Origin of the sequence: Streptomyces sp. NPDC008086 (assembly GCF_042957325.1) — a bacterium.
GTDB lineage: Bacteria > Actinomycetota > Actinomycetes > Streptomycetales > Streptomycetaceae > Streptomyces.
Window position 1 is genome coordinate 44,965 of sequence record NZ_JBIBIA010000014.1, and the last position, 18,232, is coordinate 63,196.

The following is an 18,232-nucleotide window of genomic DNA, read 5'->3' on the forward strand; positions in this document are numbered from 1 at the left end:
CCGACACCCCGAGCCCCGCTGGGAGCAGCGCCCATGTGCGATTCCGTGGACGAGGTCACCCAGGCCGTCCTGGCGAAGAACGACGGTCTGGCCGCGAGCCTCCGGGAGGAACTGTTCAGGCGCGGTGTGAGCGTGGTCAACCTGCTGTCCAGCCCGGGCAGCGGCAAGACGGAACTGCTCGGGCGCGTGCTGGCCCGTGCGGTGGAGCGGGGCGTTCCCGTCGCCGCGCTCACCGCCGACCTGGCCACCGAGAACGACGCCGACCGGCTCGCCCGCTCCGGAGCTCCGGTGAAGCAGCTCCTGACCGACGGGCTGTGCCATCTGGAGGCCCGGCAGCTCCGCCGCCATGTGGAGAGCTGGCTGCCCGGGGACACCTCACTGCTGTTCGTGGAGAACGTCGGCAATCTCGTCTGTCCGGCGTCCTACGACCTCGGGGAGAATCTGCGGATCGTGCTGATGGCGGTGACGGAGGGCGAGGACAAACCGCTGAAGTACCCCACGGCGTTCGGCTCCGCCCATCTGGTGGTGCTCACCAAGACGGACCTGGCCGGTCCGGCCTGCTTCGACGAGGCCGCCTTCGCCGCCCATGTGCGGCGGGTCAACCCCGGCGTGGAGATCCTCCACTCCTGCGCACGGACCGGCGACGGTGTGGACACGCTCCTTCAGCGGGTGCTCGCCGCGCGGGACGGGGCCGCCGTCCACCGGCCGCCCCTGGCGCCCCGCCCGCACAGCCACAGCCACAGCCACTCGTGACGGCGCCCGCCGCACCAGCCGTACGCCGCCGCGTCCTCGTGCGCGGCACGGTGCAGGGCGTGGGATTCCGGCCGTACGTGCACCGTCTGGCCACCGACCTCGCGCTGGCGGGGTTCGTCAGCAACACGGCGAGCGGCGTGCTCATCGAGGTGGAGGGCCCGCCGGCCGGTGTCGCCGACTTCTGCGACCGGCTGGCCACGCGGCCCCCGCCACTGGCGTCCGTCACCGGTGTCGGTTTCGAGGACCTGCCCGTCACCGGCGCCGACGACGCCTTCACCATCCGCTCCACCGACCGCTCCCCCGGTCGCACGCAACTCCCGCCCGACACGGCGACCTGCGGCGACTGTCTGCGTGAGCTGGCCGATCCGGCCGACCGCCGCCACCGCCACCCGTTCGTCACCTGCACCCACTGCGGGCCCCGCTTCACCATCGCGACGGGCATGCCGTACGACCGCGCCGTCACGACCATGGCCGGCTTCCCGATGTGCGCCGACTGCGCCCGGGAGTACGGCGATCCCGGGGACCGCCGTTTCCACGCCCAGCCCGTGGCCTGCCCGGACTGCGGACCCCGGCTGCGGCTGGTGCCCGCCACCGGCAGCGGGGTGCGGCCCGCGCGCGACGGTGATGCCCTGGCGACGGCACGGGCCCTGCTGGCCGCCGGGCGGATCGTGGCCGTCAAGGGCCTCGGCGGCTACCACCTCGCCTGCGACGCCACCGACGCACGGGCCGTGGACACCCTGCGCGCCCGCAAGGCACGCGGCGGGAAGCCGTTCGCGGTGATGTGCGCGGATCTCGACGCCGTACGGCGGATCGCCGAGCCCACCGCACCCGAACTGGCCGCCCTCACCGGCCCCCGACGCCCCATCGTCCTACTGCGCCGCACCGACCAGCGGGTCCTCGCGCCCGGCGTCTGCCCCGGCAGCCCGCACCTGGGCGTGATGCTGCCGTACACCCCCGTGCACACCCTGCTGTTCGGCCTGCCCGGCGATCCACCGGGTCCGTGCGCACTGGTCATGACGAGCGGCAATCGTTCCGGGGAGCCGATCGTCACGGACGACGACGAGGCCCTGACCCGGCTGGCCGGGCTGGCCGACGCCTGGCTCGCGCACGACCGGCCGATCGCCTCGCCCTGCGACGACTCGCTGCTGCGTGTCCGCCCCGACGGCACCGAGCAGGTGCTGCGGCGGTCGCGGGGGTATGTGCCACGGCCGCTGCGGCTGCCGGTCGCGGTGCGGCCCGCGCTCGCCGTGGGCGGCGATCTGAAGAACGCGCTGTGCCTCGGTGAGGGCGACCAGGCCTGGTTCGGCCCGCACATCGGTGACATGGGCGAGCTGACCACCCTGGAGGCGGCCGTGCGGGCGGAGTCGGGGCTGCGGCACCTGACCGGCGTCAGCCCGGAACTGGTCGCCGCCGACCGGCACCCGGGGTACCACTCGGCCGGGTGGGCGCGTCGGCGGGCGGCCCGACTGCCCTGCACCGCCCCTGTGTTCGTCCAGCACCATCACGCGCACATCGCCTCGACGATGGCAGAACACGGCCTCGACGGCACCACACCCGTGATCGGCGTCGCGTTCGACGGCACGGGCTACGGCGACGACGGCACCGTGTGGGGCGGCGAGATCCTGCTCTGCGACTACACCGGCTACCGGCGTTTCGCCCACCTGGCCGCGGCCCCGCTGCCCGGCGGTGACGCGGGCGTGGCCAACCCGTGCCGCCTCGCGCTGGCCCGGCTGTGGGCGGCGGGCCTGCCCTGGGACCCGGACCTGCCCAGCGTGACCGCATGCGCCGCCGATGAACTCGCCCTGCTGCACCGGCAGTTGACCCGAGACCTGGCCTGCGTGGCGACCTCCAGCATGGGCCGTCTCTTCGACGCCGTGTCGTCCCTCGTCGGCGTGTGCCATCGCGCACGATACGAGGCGCAGGCGGCCCTGGAGCTGGAGGCGGCCGCCGCCATGGCCTGGGACGCCGACACCTCGGCGTACGCCTTCGGCTTCGCGGCCGGCGCCTGCGATCCGGCGCCCGTGCTCGCCGCGCTCGTCGCCGATCTGCGGCACGGCGCCCCGGCCCCCGTCCTCGCCGCCCGCTTCCACCGGGGTGTGGCGCGGGCAGTCGCGGAGGTCTGTCGCCGGGCGCGCCGGGAGACCGGTCTGACCACCGTCGCCCTCAGCGGCGGGGTGTTCGCCAACGCCCTGCTGGAGGAGGAGTGCGCGCGGCTGCTGACCGGGGACGGCTTCGCGGTGCTCCGGCATGGCGAAGTACCGCCGAACGACGGCGGGTTGGCCCTCGGCCAGCTGGTGGTCGCGGCGCACGGACGACAGGAGGAGTGACCCATGTGCTTGGCAGTGCCCGGCAAGGTCGTGGCCATCGACGACACCGCCGATCCGCTCACCGGGCTGATCGACTTCGGCGGAGTGCGGAAACAGGCGTGCCTGGAGTACGTGTCCGACGTGCGGGTCGGTGAGTACGTCATCGTGCACGTCGGGTTCGCGCTGCAGCGCCTCGACGAGGAATCGGCCCTGGCCTCGCTGAAGCTCTTCGAGGAACTGGGGCTGTTGGAGGAGGAGTTCGGCGACGCCTGGGAGCAGGCGGCGAAGGAGGCGGGAACCCCGTGAAGTACATCGACGAGTTCAACGACCCCCAGCTGGCCCGGCGGCTGCTGGACGAGATCCGGGCCACCGCCACCCGACCCTGGGCGCTGATGGAGGTGTGCGGCGGCCAGACCCACTCGATCATCCGGCACGGCATCGACCAACTCCTGCCCGAACAGGTCGAATTGATCCACGGGCCCGGCTGCCCGGTCTGCGTCACGCCACTGGAGGTCATCGACAAGGCGCTGGAGATCGCCGCCCGGCCCGGCGTGATCTTCTGCTCCTTCGGCGACATGCTGCGGGTGCCGGGCACCGACCGCGACCTGTTCCGGGTCAAGGGCGAGGGCGGGGACGTACGCGTCGTCTACTCGCCGCTCGACGCCCTGGCGCTGGCCCGCCGCAACCCGGACCGTGAGGTGGTGTTCTTCGCGATCGGCTTCGAGACCACGGCCCCCGCCAACGCGATGGCCGTGCACCAGGCGCGGCGCCTGGGCCTGTCCAACTTCAGCCTGCTGGTGTCGCATGTGCGGGTGCCCCCGGCCGTCGAGGCGATCATGACGGCGCCCGAGTGCCGGGTGCAGGGCTTCCTGGCCGCCGGGCACGTGTGCAGCGTGATGGGCATGGCCGAGTACCCCGAGCTCGCCGAGCGGTTCCGGGTGCCGATGGTGGTGACCGGGTTCGAGCCGCTGGACATCCTGGAGGGCATCCGCCGGGCGGTGCGCCAGCTGGAGCGCGGCGAGCACCGGGTGGAGAACGCCTACCCACGTGCCGTGCGCGAGGAGGGCAACCCGGCCGCGGTGCGCATGATCGAGGAGGTGTTCGAGGTCACCGACCGGGCCTGGCGCGGTATCGGGCGGATCCCGGCCAGTGGCTGGCGGCTGACCGACGCCTTCCGGGCGTACGACGCGGAGCACCGCTTCGACGTCACGGGCATCCGGACCGAGGAACCCGCCGAGTGCCGCAGCGGTGAGGTGCTCCAGGGACTGATCAAGCCGACCGAGTGCGCGGCGTTCGGCACGACGTGCACTCCGCGTACCCCGCTGGGGGCCACGATGGTCTCCAGCGAGGGGGCGTGTGCCGCCTACTACCTGTACCGCCGGATGAACGCCCCGACGTCCCGCTCCGGCGGGGCCACGCAGGAGGAGGTGGCTCCCGTTGCCTGAGCAGGTCGCCGAGGTGGTCGACCCGGCCAACTGGAGCTGCCCGGCCCCGCTGCGCGACCAGGGCGTGGTGGTCATGGGGCACGGCGGAGGCGGTGCGCTGTCGGCGGAGCTGATGGAGCAGGTCTTCGCCCCCGCCTACGGCAACGCCGTCCTCGCCGGACTCGCCGACTCCGCCGTGCTCGAACTGGGCGGTGCGCGGCTGGCGTTCTCCACCGACTCCTACGTGGTCCGGCCGCTGTTCTTCCCGGGCGGGTGTCTGGGTGACCTCGCGGTCAACGGCACGGTCAACGACCTGGCGATGAGCGGTGCCAGGCCGGCGTATCTCTCCGCCGCCTTCGTGCTGGAGGAGGGCGTGGAGCTGACCGTGGTCGAGCGGATCGCGCGTGCGATGGGCGCGGCGGCCGAGGCGGCCGGGGTCGCCGTCGCCACGGGTGACACCAAGGTGGTGGAGTCCGGGCACGGTGACGGGGTGTACGTCACCACGGCGGGCGTGGGGTTGGTGCCCGACGGGGTGGACATCCGGCCCCAGCGGGCGCGGCCCGGGGACGCGGTCATCGTGAGCGGGCCGATCGGGCTGCACGGGGTGGCGATCATGAGCGTGCGGGAAGGGCTCGAGTTCGGGGTGGAGGTGGCCAGCGACACCGCGCCGCTGGCGGATCTGGTGGCGGCCATGCTGGCGGTCACCCCGGACCTCCATGTGCTGCGCGACCCCACCCGGGGCGGTCTGGCGGCGTCCCTCAACGAGATCGCCCGTGCGTCCGGGACCGGGGTCCGACTGCGGGAGCGGGCCGTTCCGGTACCGGACGCGGTCGCGAACGCCTGCGGATTCCTGGGGCTCGACCCCCTCTACGTCGCCAACGAGGGTCGGCTGGTGGCCTTCGTGCCTCCGTCGGCGGCGGAGGAGGTCCTCGCGGCGATGCGCGCCCATCCGCAGGGCGCCGGCGCCACGCTGATCGGCGAGTGCGTCGCCGACCATCCCGGCATGGTCGTGGTCGCCACGGGGCTCGGCGGGACGCGGGTGGTGGATCTGCCGCTGGGAGAGCAGTTGCCGCGTATCTGCTGATCGGGAACGGACATGAGCTCCGGTCCGGACGTGTGATCCGGTCCGGACGTGCCGTGGGCCCCGCCGAGTTGTTCGGCGGGGCCCACGCTCGTGCTGTGCGGCGCGCCCTATGCCGGGGCCGGTGACGGCTCGATGCCGGTGATCTCCAGTTCCCGGCCGCTGCGCAGGTCGGTGGAGGGCTGGTCGCAGCGCGGGCACCAGAAGAACGGGGGCGTGCCCACCGCGAACTCCTCGGCGCACGGGCCGCACCAGGCCTGCGCGGAAATCTGCTCGACCACGAGCCGGGCGTCGGCGAGGGCGGTGCCGTCGCGGGCCACCTCGAAGGCGAAGTCGAGGGCGTCGGGGACGACGCCCGCCAGTTCGCCGACCCGTACGGTCACCGCGGAGACGGCCTGCGTGCCGTCGGCCCGGGCCAGCTCGCCGGCCCGCTCGATGATCGCGGTCGCGATCGACAACTCGTGCACGGCCGGCTCACGGATAGCGGCGACCAGCGCGGAATCCGCCGGCCATCCGCCAGATCCGCGCCTCGCGCCGCAGGCTGGGCAACTCCCAGAGCAGCAGCGCCAGGACCAGGCCGCCCGCCAGGGCGGCCTCGGCCATCAGCACCCGCTGTCCGCTCGTCCCGGTCCGTCCGCTCTTGGCGGCCGACCATCGTGTTCGTTGGACCTTCATTTCCGGCGACTCCCTGCTCTCTGTCATCCCGGCGGGATGTTCGGCATGGTCTCCGCGAGAACGTCATGCCGTTTCCAATGGATCCCGGTGGAGCGGCGCGCGTCGGCGGTGCCGTCCTCGTGGTGGCCCTTCTGGTCCTTGTACCGGCCCTTGTTGCCCTGGTGCAGGCCGGCCACGTGCCCGGGCGTGTCGGGCTTCGCCTGGGCCCGGCCCACTCTGATGTTGCCCATGGGGTGATCTCCTTTCTCGCCTCCGACCTGCGGAGTACGCCCTCAGGACCGCTCGGTGAGGTCCTCGAAGAACCGCTCGACGGCCGGCCAGACCCGGCCGCCCCCGGACAGGCCGCGCCACTCCCGGCGGACGACGGCGACCATTCGGTAGCAGTCGTCGATCGGCACGATCCAGTGGTGGTCGAGGCCGTGGACGGTGTTCACCAGCAGTGCCTCCACCTCGGGTTCCACGGTGGCGAGCAGTGGACACGTCCCGGCCAGCCGCTGCCACGCCGCGGCGTCCACCTCCCACCGCATGGCCCCGGCCGGGCTCGGCCCCTCGGCGGTGACGGTGCCGTCCGACCGGGGCACGAAGAAGACCAGGCCGACCGGTACACCGAGCGCCGCCGTGTCGACCTCGGGCAGCCGGATCCGGCGCCGGGGGACGAGCCGGTAGTGGCCGTCGCCCGCCCCGGCCTCGGCGAACAGCACCGAGCAGGGGCCGCACACGCACCGCACCTCCTCCTGCCCGGTGTCGTACAGGTGGGCGTGCTCCTCCGGCACCGGCGCGGCGCACAGGTCGCAGGTCTCCGCCCCGGCCGCCGCCGTACGGTCGGCCGAGGAGCGGATGAGGCGGGCCAGCGCGCCGTCGGTGGTCACCGTGCGCCTCGGTGGGTGAGCGTGGTGAGGGGGACGAACGCCGGGGCGGGGGCCGGGGCGGCGGCGGGCAGCGGTTCCACCGACGTCAGTTCGGGCGCCGCGGCGAGCACCGCCGCACGGACCGCTTCGGAGACGTCCGACGCCTTGGAACCGCACCCCGATCCGCACCCGCCGCCGCCCGACGTCAGCCGTACCCGGGCCACCTGGCCCTCCACTCCGGCCCACTCCAGGTCGCCGCCGCGTTCCCGTACGGCCGGACGCAGTCGCTCGACCGCGCGGGCCGCCCGGAGTTCGGCGGGCTCGGGGTGGATGTCGTGCAGGACCAGCAGGTGGCCCAGCAGCTCGTCGTCGGCGAGCAGTTCGGCCAGTCGGCCGTCGGCATGGTCCATGACGCGGGCCAGTGCCTCGCCGTAGACCTCGGTCAGCAGGCCGACGGCCTCGGTGGCGGAGCGCGTGGTGGGGCCCGGCGCGGACTGAAGGCCCTCCAGGAGGTCGTCGAGCCGGGCGAGCCGGGCCTCGACGTCCGGGTCGGCCAGCCGCGTGGTGGCGGCCTCAGCCATGGTTCGCCCCGTAGGTCGGGGAGTGCAGGGTGGTGAGCGTCTTGCCCTTGCCCACGTACATGTGCACGCCACACGGCAGACAGGGGTCGAAGCTGCGGACGGTGCGCATGATGTCGACGCCCTTGAAGTCGTCCGGCCCGTTCTCCTCGAAGATGGGCTGGCCCTGGACGGCGTCCTCGTAGGGGCCGGGGGTTCCGTACATGTCGCGGGGGCTGGCGTTCCACGGGGTGGGCGGGTACGGGTGGTAGTTGGCGATCTTCTTGTCCTTGATCACCAGGTGGTGGGAGAGGACGCCGCGCACCGCCTCGTGGAAGCCGCAGCCGATCGCCTCGTCGGGCACCTCGTAGTTCTCGAAGACCTTGGTCTCGCCGGCCCGCACCAGCCCCATGGCCTCTTCCAGGAACTGCAGGGCCATGGCGGCCGCGTAGGCGACGAAGTACGGCCGGGCGCGGTCGCGTTCGATGGTGTTGCTCCACTGCGGGATGCGCCACTCCAGGGTGGTCTCCGGCAGGGTCTCGCCCTTGGGCAGCGAGATGCGCACGCTGTGGCCGGTGGACTTGATGTACGGGGTGTCGACCAGGCCGCTCAGCGCGGTCGACCACAGCCGGGCGAGTGGGCCGCCGCCGGTGTCGAGCGCGAGGTGCTGGTCGGTCCGCTTGTCGTACCAGCGCGGGCTCATGACCCAGCTGTACTTGTCGTCGAAGTCGCGCTTCTGCGGCACCGGGACGGTGGTCTGGTTCCACGGGTGGCGCATGTCGACGGGGTTGCCGAGCGGGTCATGGGTGACGAAGGGCTGTTCGTTGACCCAGTCCTCGTAGTAGGAGCTGCCGAGCATGATGCGCAGGCCGAGGTTGATGTCGACGAGGTTGTTGGTGACCAGTTCGCCGTCGACGATGATGCCCGGGGTGACGTACATCGCCTTGCCCCAGGTGTTCATCGTCTCGTAGCGGTAGTCGACGACCTTGGGGTCCTGGAAGGCGCCCCAGCAGCCCAGCAGGACGCGGCGGCGGCCGACCTCCTCGTAGCCGGGCAGGGCCTCGTAGAAGAAGTCGAAGACGTCGTCGTTCATGGCGACGGCCTTCTTCACGAAGTCGATGACCCGCATCAGACGGGCGAGGTAGTCGGTGAAGGCGGTCGGTTGCGGCATCGTGCCGACGCCGCCGGGGTACAGCGTGGACGGGTGGACGTGCCGCCCCTCCATCAGGCAGAACATCTCTCGGGTGACTCGGCTGACCTTCAGGGCCTCCTTGTAGACCTCGCCCTCGAAGGGGTTGAAGGCCCGCATGATGTCGGCGATCGTGCGGTAGCCGTGGATCTCGCTGCGGGGCGACTCGGTGCGTTCGGCGCGGGCCAGCACACCGGGGTTGGTGGCCTTGACCATCGCCTCGCAGAAGTCCACGAAGACCAGGTTGTCCTGGAAGATGGTGTGGTCGAACATGTACTCGGCGGCCTCGCCGAGGTTGACGATGTGCTCGGCCAGTGGGGGCGGTTTGACGCCGTAGGCCATCTGCTGGGCGTAGTCGGAGCAGGTGGTGTGGTTGTCGCCGCAGATGCCGCAGATCCGGGACGTGATGAAGCCCGCGTCGCGCGGGTCCTTGCCCTTCATGAACACCGAGTAGCCGCGGAAGAGCGACGAGGTGCTGTGGCATTCCACGACTTCTCGGTTGGCGAAGTCGATCTTCGTGTAGATGCCCAGGTTCCCGATGATCCGGGTGATCGGATCCCAGGACATGTCCACGAGCTGTGGCGGCTTGCGCTCGGTGGGCCGGGCCTCGGTGGTGGTCATCTGCGGTACTGCCCCTCGTGGTCGGTGGTGTGTGGGGTGACGGTCTTCGTCAGGGGCGCCAGCGCGGGTCGTAGCCGCTGGTCAGCTTGCGCTTGTTGTGGCGCCATCTGGGCTCGTGGTTGACGAGTTCGTTCGTCATGCCGCGCAGTCGGCGGATGACGGCGCCGTACGGCTTGATGGCCAGGGACGACAGGGTGCCGCCCGGGGGTTCGTCCATGAACGGCATGAACGCGTCGGGGAAGCCGGGCATCGTGCAGCCGATGCAGATGCCGCCGACGTTCGGGCAGCCGCCGATGCCGGCCATCCAGCCCCGCTTGGGCACGTTGCAGTTGACGACCGGCCCCCAACAGCCCGTCTTCACCAGGCACTTGGGTGAGTTGTAGTCCTTGGCGAAGCTGGCCTGCTCGTAGTACGAGCCGCGGTCGCAGCCCTCGTGGACCGTCTTCCCGAACAGCCACTGCGGGCGCAGCATGTGGTCCAGCGGGGGCGGCGGCGCGGAGCCGGCGGCGTGGTAGAGGACCCAGACGAGGGTCTCCATGAAGTTCTCGGGCTGGATCGGGCAGCCGGGCACGTTGACGATCGGCAGCCCGCCCTGGGAGCGGTAGTCCCAGCCGAGGTAGTCGGCGAGGCCCATGCAGCCGGTCGGGTTGCCGGACATGGCGTGGATGCCGCCGAAGGTGGCACAGGTGCCGGCGGCGACCACCGCCCAGGCCTTGGGGGCGAGTTGGTCGATCCACCAGTTCAGGGTCTGCGGCTCACCGGTCTCCGGGTCGTTGCCGAAGGACGTCCAGTAGCCGTCGCCCTCGATGATGTTCTGGTTCGGGATCGAGCCCTCGATGACGAGGATGAACGGTGCCAGCTCGCCGCGTACGGCCGCCCGGTACGGGGCGAGGAAGTCCTCGCCGCCCAGACTGGGCGAGAGCACCTTGTTGACCAGGTTCACCTTGGGCAGGCCGGGGATGAGTCCGAGCACCAGGTCCTCGATGGAGGGCTGGTCGGCGGCGGTGAGGGATACGGTGTCGCCGTCGCAGCTCATGCCCTCGGAGATCCAGAGGATGGTGATCTCGTCGAAGCCCTCCCGTTCCTCGGCGCGAGCGGGTTCTTCGCTGACCTCGGCGGTGCTGCTGTGCGTTGTCATGTCATCGGCCTCCGCTGCGGTGGGTCGAGTGGCTCGAGCTCGTCGGGCCGGAAGTAGTGGAAGCGGCCGTACCAGGAGTGCAGTTCGGCCGCGGGATCGTCGTCGAGGGTGACGGCGAGGTGCACGCTGCCGTCCACGTCGTGGAAGACGGCCGCCACCTCGGCGGACCGCCCGGCCAGGAACATGTCCTGGGCGTCGGCGCCGCGTTTCCGTGGCCGGAGCCGTACGCGGCTGCCGGCACCGAGGGGTACGCCGTCGACGGGCACCGTGTCGGTGGACGGGGAGAGCCCGTCGTCGGCGCCCTCCTGCCACCAGGCCGGGCGTTCGACGGGAGCCGGTGTCGCCGGGGCGGTGACCGGGGCCAGGGATCGGACGGCGCCGTGCAGCCGTTCGAAGACCTCCTGGGGCATGGTGTCGACCCGGTCGAGGATCGCGGCGGCGCGCGGATCGGTGGCCCGCGCCTCCCGCTTCTCCTCGTCGGTCAGCAGCATCGTGCGCAGCGTGAGGATCTCGTCGATCTCCGCCGCGTCGTGGAGGTCGCCGGGGCTCTCCGGGGCCACCTGGGGGTGGTCGGGGAGGATGATCGGGGCGGACAGGAGGACGTGTCCGGTCGTGTCCTCGGGTTCACCGGGTTCACCACCGAGGACGGGGAAGGTGAACTCGTTGCGGCAGGCGGCCGCATGGGCCTTTAGCTCCGGGGGCGGGTCGGTCAGCGACACGAACCGCACCCCGTCGCCGCCGACGAGGGTGTGCGTGGCGATGAGCGCTCGGCACAGGGCCTCGTCGCGTGCGGTGCGGGGGGCCGGTGCCGGGCCGGTGTTCGTGGTGCGCACCCGCAGACGGCAGAGGTCCGGCGCGAGCCTCTCGGCGACGACGGCGATGCTCGCGCGCACCTCCGCACGGCTGCGCACCACCCGGCCGACGCCGGCCGGCAGGGGCTCGACGTCCGCGCCGGCCGGCGCTCGCACCGCCACGGTGCGCTCGCCCTGCAGCAGGTCGTCCAGCGCGAACTCGGCGTCGAACTCGCGCGGTACCGCCTCGTCGAAGGTCAGATGCGTCGTGCCGTCGTCGGTCCGCAGCGACGCGGCGGGCCGCCGGGCGCCGTCCGGGGTGGCTTCCTCCACCTGCTTGCGCTGCATCTGCAGACAGCGCACCCGAAGTCGTACGGTCGCTCCGGGCCGCCGCACCCGCACCAGGCACTCGGTGCGCTGGTACCAGGAGTCGGCGGAGCCGGACACGCCGGGGACGACGGGGCCGTCCGCCTCGACCCAGTCCCGGGGGAAGAGCACCCCGAACTGCCATCGGACGCGGTTCTTGGCCGAGGAGCGCCGGTAGGGATAGAGGAGGTAGCCCTCGTAGAGGACGGCGTCGGCGACGGCGCTCACCTGCTCGAAGCCGTAGCCGCCCGCGGGGTCAGCGCATGCGGTGCCGCCCTCTGCCCGTCCCACCGACATCGTGTCCTCCTCGTCGCCCTGTGCATGCGCATCCCTTCCACCACGCTCACATCACTCACCCACGCTCGCCTCCTCCGGCGCAGCGTCACTGGGCCATTCGGGCAACGGAGCGTGGGTGGGGGTGTGGGTGGGCGTGCGCGCTGCGGCCGGGCGCCGGGGCGGACTCGGGCTCGGGCTCGGGATCGGGCTCGGTCGGCGAGTCGTGGCCCTCAGTCCGACGGCACCGACTCCGGCAGGCCGAGCGCGGCGGACACATGGCGCCAGATGGAGGTGAGGGCCTTGTCGAGGGTGACCGTCGGGTCGCGCAGCATGAGGCGGATGCCGTAGCCGTCGCTGAGGGACAGCACGAGGGTGGCGAGGTCGTCCAGGTCGGTCGGCGTGCACTCGCCGGACGCGGTACATCACGACGTGATCGTGCTGGGCACCGGGCTGGCGGGGCTCTCCGCCGCCCGGGACCTGGCCGCCGCCGGTACCGAACTCGACACCGTACGTGGGCTGTTGGAGCGGCTCCCGGAGCACGCCGAGGTCGTCGCCGGTGGCGTGGCCCTGGACCGCCCCGGCTACTTCCACCGGGCCACGGTGGTCGCCGGGGCGCGGCAGGAGGACGAGATCGTGCGGAGCGAGGTGTTCGGCCCGGTCGTCACCGTCCAGCCGTTCGGCGACGAGTCCGAGGCCTTCCGGCTGGCCAACGGGGTCACCCAGGGTCTTGCCGCGAGCGTGTGGCCCCGCGATCACGACCGGGCGATGCGGGCGAGCCGCGCGCTGCGCACCGGCATCGTCTGGGTCAACACCCACGGCACGACGGTGTCGGAGATACCGCACGGCGGCGTACGCCACTCCGGCTACGGCAGTGACCTCTCCGTCACCGGGCTGCTCGACTACACGCAGGTCAAGCACGTCATGCTGTGACGGCTGGGGCCCCCGAGGCGCTCGCCGGGTTCACTGCCTTGGTGCCGAAGTTCTGGGTCCACCAGGGGCCGCCGGTGCCCTCGTGGATGCCGACGCCGATGTCCTTGAACGCGCAGTTGAGGATGTTGGCGCGGTGGCCGGGGCTGTTCATCCAGGAGTCCATGACGGCCTCCGGGGTCTGCTGGCCCTGGGCAATGTTCTCCCCGTACGTGGACCAGGTGTAGCCCGCGGCGGTGATGCGCTGCCCGGGGTCGGCGCCGTCGGGGTTGGTGTGGTCGAAGAAGTCGCGGGCGTCCATGTCCTCGGAGTGGCCCAGCGCGGCCTTGTCGAGCAGCGGGTCCTCCTGGACCGGACCACAGCCGGCGGCCGACCGCTCCTTGTTCACCAGGGCGACGACCTGGGCGACCTCGCCCGCGGGGGCCGCCTGTGTCTGGGGTGTGCTCGAGGCGGCCCGGCTCGGGCGCGGGGACGGCCGGGGAGTCGGGGTGCTCTTCGTCGTCGGGCGGGGCGACTTGGAGGGCTTCGCCTTCTTCGAGGGCGACACGGACGGTGACGGGGACTTCGAGGCCGACGGAGAGGTCTCAAGAGGCTCGGGTTCCGCCATGTCGGCTGCGGGGGCGCCGGCGGTCCGCGCGGCAGCGGCCTCCTCGGTGCCGCCGGTCCCGGGCTCCGTGTCGAAGTACCAGAGGCCACCGCCCGCCACGCAGGCCGCGACCACGGCACCGCCGACGACTCGGCGGCGGATGCGGCGGCGTCGGCGGGCCTCGGTGCGGGAGGTCGCCCGCCCGCGCCCGCCCCGGTGGTGTCCGGAGCCGGGGCCCGACCCGCCGGGGCCTGCGGACGAGGGCAGTCGGGACGCGGACCCGGCCAGGGCCATCCCGCCCGAGGCGGACAGCACGCTGTCCAGGAGGACGGGCGTCGCGGCGACCAGCGCCAGACCGGCCAGCAGCCCCTCGGCCGGCATCAACCCGCTCCACAAACCGGAGCAATGGCCGCAACCACGGGCATGCCGGGCTATTCGCTTGCGCCACAACGCCGACGGCAGGCCGTCCCAGGAGGCCAGCGCGCCCTGGAGTTCCTGGCAGCGCGGCCGCGCGTCGAGCGCGCGCACCACCACACGGGCCGCCTCCAGCTGTGCCTTCATCCGCTGCACCCGGACCGCCGTGTGCTGCGGCGACAGCTCCAGGGCCTCGGCCACCTCCGGCCGCGTCAGCTCACCTGCGCACTCCAGCCACCAGAGCGACAACAGACCCCGGTCGTCCGGCTCCAGCCAGCGCGTCGCGCGTGCGGTCTCCCGCCGCTGACCGGAGAGCTGGAGCTGCACCAGGGTCAGATCCACGAAGTCGGCCCCGGGGTCGGCGAGCTCCTCGGCCTCCTCGACCGCGCCCGGAGCGGACTGCCGGTCGTGCCAGTGCGCCCGTACCTGGTTCATCGCGATGGCCACGAGCCAGGACCGGAAGTTCTCGGGGGAACGCAGCCCGCCCAGCGCGTCGAGGGCCCGGAGCATGGTCTCCTGCACGACGTCGTCGACGTCGACCGAGCCGTTCAGCGCCCGTCCCACGATGTTGTAGACCAGCGGGAGATAGGCGCTGACCAGGGCGTCCTGAGCCTCCGGATCGCCGCCGCGGGCAGCGGTCACCAGTGCCGCCGACTCCCTCGTGCGCTCTGTACCACTCATCAAACTTCCCTGTCCTCGACGCCGAACGATGCTGTCCGATACCTGGGAGATCGATCGGTGGGCTCGGGATAACAGTTCTTCGGACGCATGTTCCACGAGAGACTCGTGGGGCCCGTCGAGCGGCGCAATGGGGAAAGTCACATCGAGGGGGACGGACCGCCGTCGAGCGGCGAGGGGGACGCACTTCCGACACCCGTACATCCCCCTCGTCCTACTTCATCGACTTATGTCAGGGGAGTTGGGGCGATCTGCAAGCACAATCCGATATGTCCGGGACTGTGCCCCGTCCTCACTTGTCACGGTGACGACGGCCGACGCCTCGCCGGACTCGTCGCGACGGTCGACGACGACGGTCGCGTACGGATCGCGTGCCGTCGCCGTGACCCGGCTGTGGGTCGGGGTGTCGGTGACGACGCGGTAAGTGGTCGTGTCCGGGTCGAAGGACGGGATCGGCTTCCCGGACACCTCGATGGACCGAGCGGCGGCGTCCGAGGAGACCCCGGGGGCCTTGGCGTGGACCTCGATCTCGCTCATGGTGAGGTAGCCGCCCTGGCGCGCGGTCATGACGACACGCACCTCGGTCGCCGGTCCCGCCTTCAGCGGCACGTCGACCACCGGTGTGCCCTCCGTCCCGACCGCCACGGGGTCGCTCGCGTCGACCCAGGTGCCGGTGCCGGCCTCCCGCACCTGGACCTTCAGGCTCTCGGCGAAGGAGGCGCTGCTCCCGTCGCGGTAGAAGTGCGCGACGACGCGGCTCAGGTCGCGTGCCTTCGGCAGGGTGAACGTGACCGTGTCGGAGGGGTTCTTGGTGCTCCCCGGCTTCCAGTTGGACCAGGCCTTCTCGGTCAGGTCGCCGTTGCGCAGGCGTTCCGCGGAGTAGCCGCTCTCGGTGAAGGTGGCGGCGACGGAGACGTCCGGGTCCGTCGCGATGTTGGTCGGCGCCGGTTCGGTGACCTGCACGCGGGCGGCCGCGTCGACGGTGTCGCCGCCGACGACCCGGGCGACGCCGCGCACCGTCACGACGCCGGTCGCGTCGTACGCTCCCTCGGGGGCCGGGTCCCAGGTCACCGGGAGGTCGGCGCGGCCGCCGTTCCGGCCGATGCCCACGACCGTCACCGGAAGGTCGGGGGTGCCGCCCCGGTAGGTCTTGGCGCGGCCCGGAAGGGTCGAGGCGATGGTGTCGACGGTGACGACCGCCTGCGCGGGGACCGTCCGCCCGAGCGGATCGGTCGCCTCTCCCCTGACCCGCACCGTCCCGGGGTCGCGCCACGCGCGGTCCGGCGGGAGCTTCCACACGACGGGGACAGCGCCCCGCGCGCCGTCCCGGAACACCGGCGTCACCGTCGTCGGCAGCTCCGGCCGCAGCCCCGGGACGGTGAACACCTCGGCCGGTTCGGTCCGCCGCACGGTCTCGTCGGTCACGGTCCAGCGCTGGTTCGCGGCCGAGGTCGGGGTGTACGTGGAGACCTTGGCGCCGTCCGCGGTCGACTGTCCGGTGACGTCGACCAGGCGGCCGGTGGCGGCGTTGACGAACGTCCATGTGCCGTCGCCGGTGGTCGACATGATCCACTGCGCCGCTTCGGCGACGTGTCCGCCGTCGCCGGCCTGCTCCTCCAGGACGGCCTGGTTGTCGCGTACGGCCAGCTGCTTGCCGGTCTTGGCGTGGGTGAGGGCGTAGCGCTCGCGGTTGTCGGTGCCGCGCGTCAACTTCCGCACGGACCAGAGCTGTTGGGAGCTCGCGGGGTCGGTCGTACGGATGACGACGCCGTTGCCGTCGTCCGAGGGGGTCAGCGACTTGCCGCTCTGCGCGCCCTGGAGCCGGTAGACGTGCCCGGGCTGCACGAGGGCGGCGTCCCGTGCCACGCCGCCGACGCCGTCGACCAGGAAGGTGGTGACCGACTTGGCGGGGACGGTGAGGGTGGCGGAGCGGTCGGTCACCCGGACGGGTGTGCCGCGCACCAGGGCGCCGTCGCCGCTCGTGACCACGGGAGTGACGGTGGCCCGCTGGGCGATCCTGCCGAAGCGGGAGAGGTCGAGGGTCACCGAACGTGCGGAGGTGCCGCCGTTGACGTGCACCACGGTCGCCGCACGGCCGTTCTGCCGGACCGCGGCGACGCTGGACGGGTCGTCGACCTTCACGAAGTGGTCGCCGGGGCGGATGTAGTGGGTGAAGTTCCGGATGGTGTGGAACTTGGAGTTGGTCCGGATCGGGCAGGTCTCCAGGGTGTCCTCGGCCGTGCAGTTGAACGGCACATGGATGCTGCCCCAGTTCTTGCCGGCCGCGGCCTGCGGGATGGCGTCCTCGATCGGCTGCCAGAACACCCAGGCCGAGGGCTCCAGTTCACGCATGTCGTCGACCATCCGGGTGGCGATGCCGAGCCCCGGTTCCATGCTGGTGAAGTCGGTGCCGGTCCCCCAGGTGCCCTCGACCTCGCTCATCCACAGCTTCTTGTCCGCGCCCTTGGCGATGTCCCGGGCGCTGGTGCGCTGGCCGGTGCCGTAGGTGTGCACGTTGAGCTGGTCGACGGCGGTCCGGGCGGGCGTGCCGTAGGCGTTCCAGTTCTGGGTGAAGATACCGGGGTTGGTCTCGTCCATCGCGGAGATCCCGGCGTCGGTGCGAGCCCCCTGGAGGGCCTTCTCGAGTGCGAGGATCACCTTCTGCTGGAGCTCGGGGCCCGCGTGCGCGCCCTCCTGCCGCCCGCCCGTGGGCTGTCCGTCCGCGCCGATCTGGGTGCCCCAGTACGGCGTGTTGGGCTCGTTGAGCGGGTCGATGGTGTCGAACTCGATGCCGTGCGCCTTCTCGATGCGCTCGGTGACCCGGGTGAGGTAGGTGGCGAAGTCGTCGACGCGGTCCGCGCGGATCTGGTCGGCGCTCGCGTCGAAGCCGCCGGAGACGTAACCGCTGACGGTCTGGAACCAGGGCGGCGAGTTGCTGAACGCCTCCCAGCGGCTGACCTTGCCCTTGACCTGGTCCACCCACCAGCGCTGCCCGGCGTCGGCGTCCCAGTTCCAGTGGTCCGGGTCGTTCGGGTCCCACCAGTCCATGTCCTTCTGGGTGGTGCCCTCGGGCGCCTTCCAGAAGCCTTCCATGGTGGCGCCGGGCTTCATGTAGTCCTTGCGGACGTCGGGGGCGTTGCCGCCGCCGATGTTGTAGCGGGCGATGTTGAGGCGGAGGCCGTCCGCGCCGAACAGCATGTCGACGAGCCGTCTTCGGATCGGTTCCGGATAGCCGCCGGTGGCGTTGGCGAACCAGACGAGGCTCGTGCCCCATCCCTCGAACTCCTCCTGCTGGTAGGAAGGGTCGACCCGGACGGTGACCGCGCTCAGCGGCGACGGGTCCGCCGCACTCGCCGCGGGCGGCGCCATGAGACTCGCGCCGAGCGCGAGGGGGACCGCCGGCGCCAAGGCCCGGACTATGCGATGCCGAACGATGCGATGCCGATGAGGCACGGCACTCCCTTCCACAACACAGAGCTGAACAGAACCGAACAGAAGGAATCGCGCTCAGGGAATGCTGGGGGACGGTAATGAACTCGTCAAGGTGGCGGACGAGTTGAGCCCTCACTGGAGGGTTCGCCGTGCTCATTGACATGTCCGAG

The 18,232-nt window shown here is 72.0% G+C and carries 17 protein-coding genes; 6 read left to right on the forward strand and 11 right to left on the reverse strand.

Annotation, left to right across the window (positions count from 1 at the left end):
- Nucleotides 1–33: 33 nt before the first annotated feature.
- The 5 genes from hypB to hypE are packed head-to-tail and all read left to right on the forward strand — an operon-like array spanning nt 34 to nt 5,567.
- A complete protein-coding gene (hypB, locus tag ACFZBP_RS37440; protein ID WP_391420190.1) occupies nt 34–753 on the forward strand; it encodes a hydrogenase nickel incorporation protein HypB in 720 nt (239 codons plus the stop codon).
- On the forward strand, nt 750–3,080 hold the full coding sequence (gene hypF / locus ACFZBP_RS37445) for a carbamoyltransferase HypF (RefSeq protein ID WP_391420193.1): 2,331 nt from the start codon (nt 750–752) through the stop codon (nt 3,078–3,080). The genes hypB and hypF overlap by 4 nt, the downstream gene beginning before the upstream one ends.
- Nucleotides 3,081–3,083: 3 nt before the next feature.
- Nucleotides 3,084–3,365, forward strand: a complete 282-nt coding sequence (locus ACFZBP_RS37450) for a HypC/HybG/HupF family hydrogenase formation chaperone (protein ID WP_383458311.1) — start codon at nt 3,084–3,086, stop codon at nt 3,363–3,365.
- Entirely contained in the window at nt 3,362–4,504 is a 1,143-nt protein-coding gene (hypD, locus tag ACFZBP_RS37455) for a hydrogenase formation protein HypD (protein ID WP_391420195.1), read from the forward strand. Before ACFZBP_RS37450 ends, hypD begins: the two co-directional genes overlap by 4 nt.
- Nucleotides 4,497–5,567, forward strand: a complete 1,071-nt coding sequence (gene hypE, locus ACFZBP_RS37460; RefSeq protein ID WP_383458305.1) for a hydrogenase expression/formation protein HypE — start codon at nt 4,497–4,499, stop codon at nt 5,565–5,567. The genes hypD and hypE overlap by 8 nt, the downstream gene beginning before the upstream one ends.
- A 107-nt stretch (nt 5,568–5,674) precedes the next feature.
- Here hypE and hypA read toward each other — a convergent pair whose 3' ends face one another.
- The 9 genes from hypA to ACFZBP_RS37505 all read right to left on the reverse strand — a co-directional run bounded on the left by hypA (nt 5,675) and on the right by ACFZBP_RS37505 (nt 12,393).
- Nucleotides 5,675–6,031 carry a hydrogenase maturation nickel metallochaperone HypA gene (hypA, locus tag ACFZBP_RS37465; RefSeq protein ID WP_391420198.1) on the reverse strand — a complete coding sequence of 119 codons (357 nt, stop codon included), beginning with the start codon at nt 6,029–6,031 and terminating at the stop codon, nt 5,675–5,677.
- A 7-nt stretch (nt 6,032–6,038) separates the two neighbouring features.
- On the reverse strand, nt 6,039–6,239 hold the full coding sequence (locus tag ACFZBP_RS37470; RefSeq protein WP_383458297.1) for a hypothetical protein: 201 nt from the start codon (nt 6,237–6,239) through the stop codon (nt 6,039–6,041).
- Between the two features lie 23 nt (nt 6,240–6,262).
- Entirely contained in the window at nt 6,263–6,469 is a 207-nt protein-coding gene (locus ACFZBP_RS37475; RefSeq protein WP_383458293.1) for a hypothetical protein, read from the reverse strand.
- A 42-nt stretch (nt 6,470–6,511) separates the two neighbouring features.
- Nucleotides 6,512–7,108 (reverse strand): DUF5947 family protein, encoded by a 597-nt coding sequence (locus ACFZBP_RS37480; RefSeq protein ID WP_391420201.1) that lies wholly within the window; start codon nt 7,106–7,108, stop codon nt 6,512–6,514.
- Nucleotides 7,105–7,668, reverse strand: coding sequence for a NifU family protein (locus ACFZBP_RS37485; RefSeq protein WP_391420203.1), 564 nt, complete (start codon nt 7,666–7,668; stop codon nt 7,105–7,107). Before ACFZBP_RS37485 ends, ACFZBP_RS37480 begins: the two co-directional genes overlap by 4 nt.
- The gene (locus ACFZBP_RS37490) at nt 7,661–9,454 is read right to left on the reverse strand and encodes a nickel-dependent hydrogenase large subunit (protein WP_391420206.1); all 1,794 of its coding nucleotides are present in this window, start codon (nt 9,452–9,454) and stop codon (nt 7,661–7,663) included. The genes ACFZBP_RS37485 and ACFZBP_RS37490 overlap by 8 nt, the downstream gene beginning before the upstream one ends.
- A 49-nt stretch (nt 9,455–9,503) precedes the next feature.
- The gene (locus ACFZBP_RS37495; protein ID WP_383458280.1) at nt 9,504–10,592 is read right to left on the reverse strand and encodes a hydrogenase expression protein HypE; all 1,089 of its coding nucleotides are present in this window, start codon (nt 10,590–10,592) and stop codon (nt 9,504–9,506) included.
- Nucleotides 10,589–12,046: a hypothetical protein gene (locus tag ACFZBP_RS37500; protein WP_391420208.1), complete on the reverse strand. Its 1,458-nt coding sequence runs from the start codon at nt 12,044–12,046 to the stop codon at nt 10,589–10,591. The genes ACFZBP_RS37495 and ACFZBP_RS37500 overlap by 4 nt, the downstream gene beginning before the upstream one ends.
- Before the next feature lie 209 nt (nt 12,047–12,255).
- A complete protein-coding gene (locus ACFZBP_RS37505) occupies nt 12,256–12,393 on the reverse strand; it encodes a hypothetical protein (protein WP_391420210.1) in 138 nt (45 codons plus the stop codon).
- Nucleotides 12,394–12,424: 31 nt separating this feature from the next.
- Between ACFZBP_RS37505 and ACFZBP_RS37510 the strand changes: the two genes are divergently transcribed.
- A complete protein-coding gene (locus ACFZBP_RS37510) occupies nt 12,425–12,955 on the forward strand; it encodes an aldehyde dehydrogenase family protein (RefSeq protein ID WP_391420212.1) in 531 nt (176 codons plus the stop codon).
- Here ACFZBP_RS37510 and ACFZBP_RS37515 read toward each other — a convergent pair.
- A complete protein-coding gene (locus ACFZBP_RS37515) occupies nt 12,945–14,633 on the reverse strand; it encodes a sigma-70 family RNA polymerase sigma factor (protein WP_391420214.1) in 1,689 nt (562 codons plus the stop codon). The two genes, ACFZBP_RS37510 and ACFZBP_RS37515, sit on opposite strands and share 11 nt — an antisense overlap.
- Nucleotides 14,634–14,849: 216 nt before the next feature.
- Nucleotides 14,850–17,999: a glycoside hydrolase gene (locus ACFZBP_RS37520; protein ID WP_391420404.1), complete on the reverse strand. Its 3,150-nt coding sequence runs from the start codon at nt 17,997–17,999 to the stop codon at nt 14,850–14,852.
- Between the last annotated feature and the right edge of the window lie 233 nt (nt 18,000–18,232).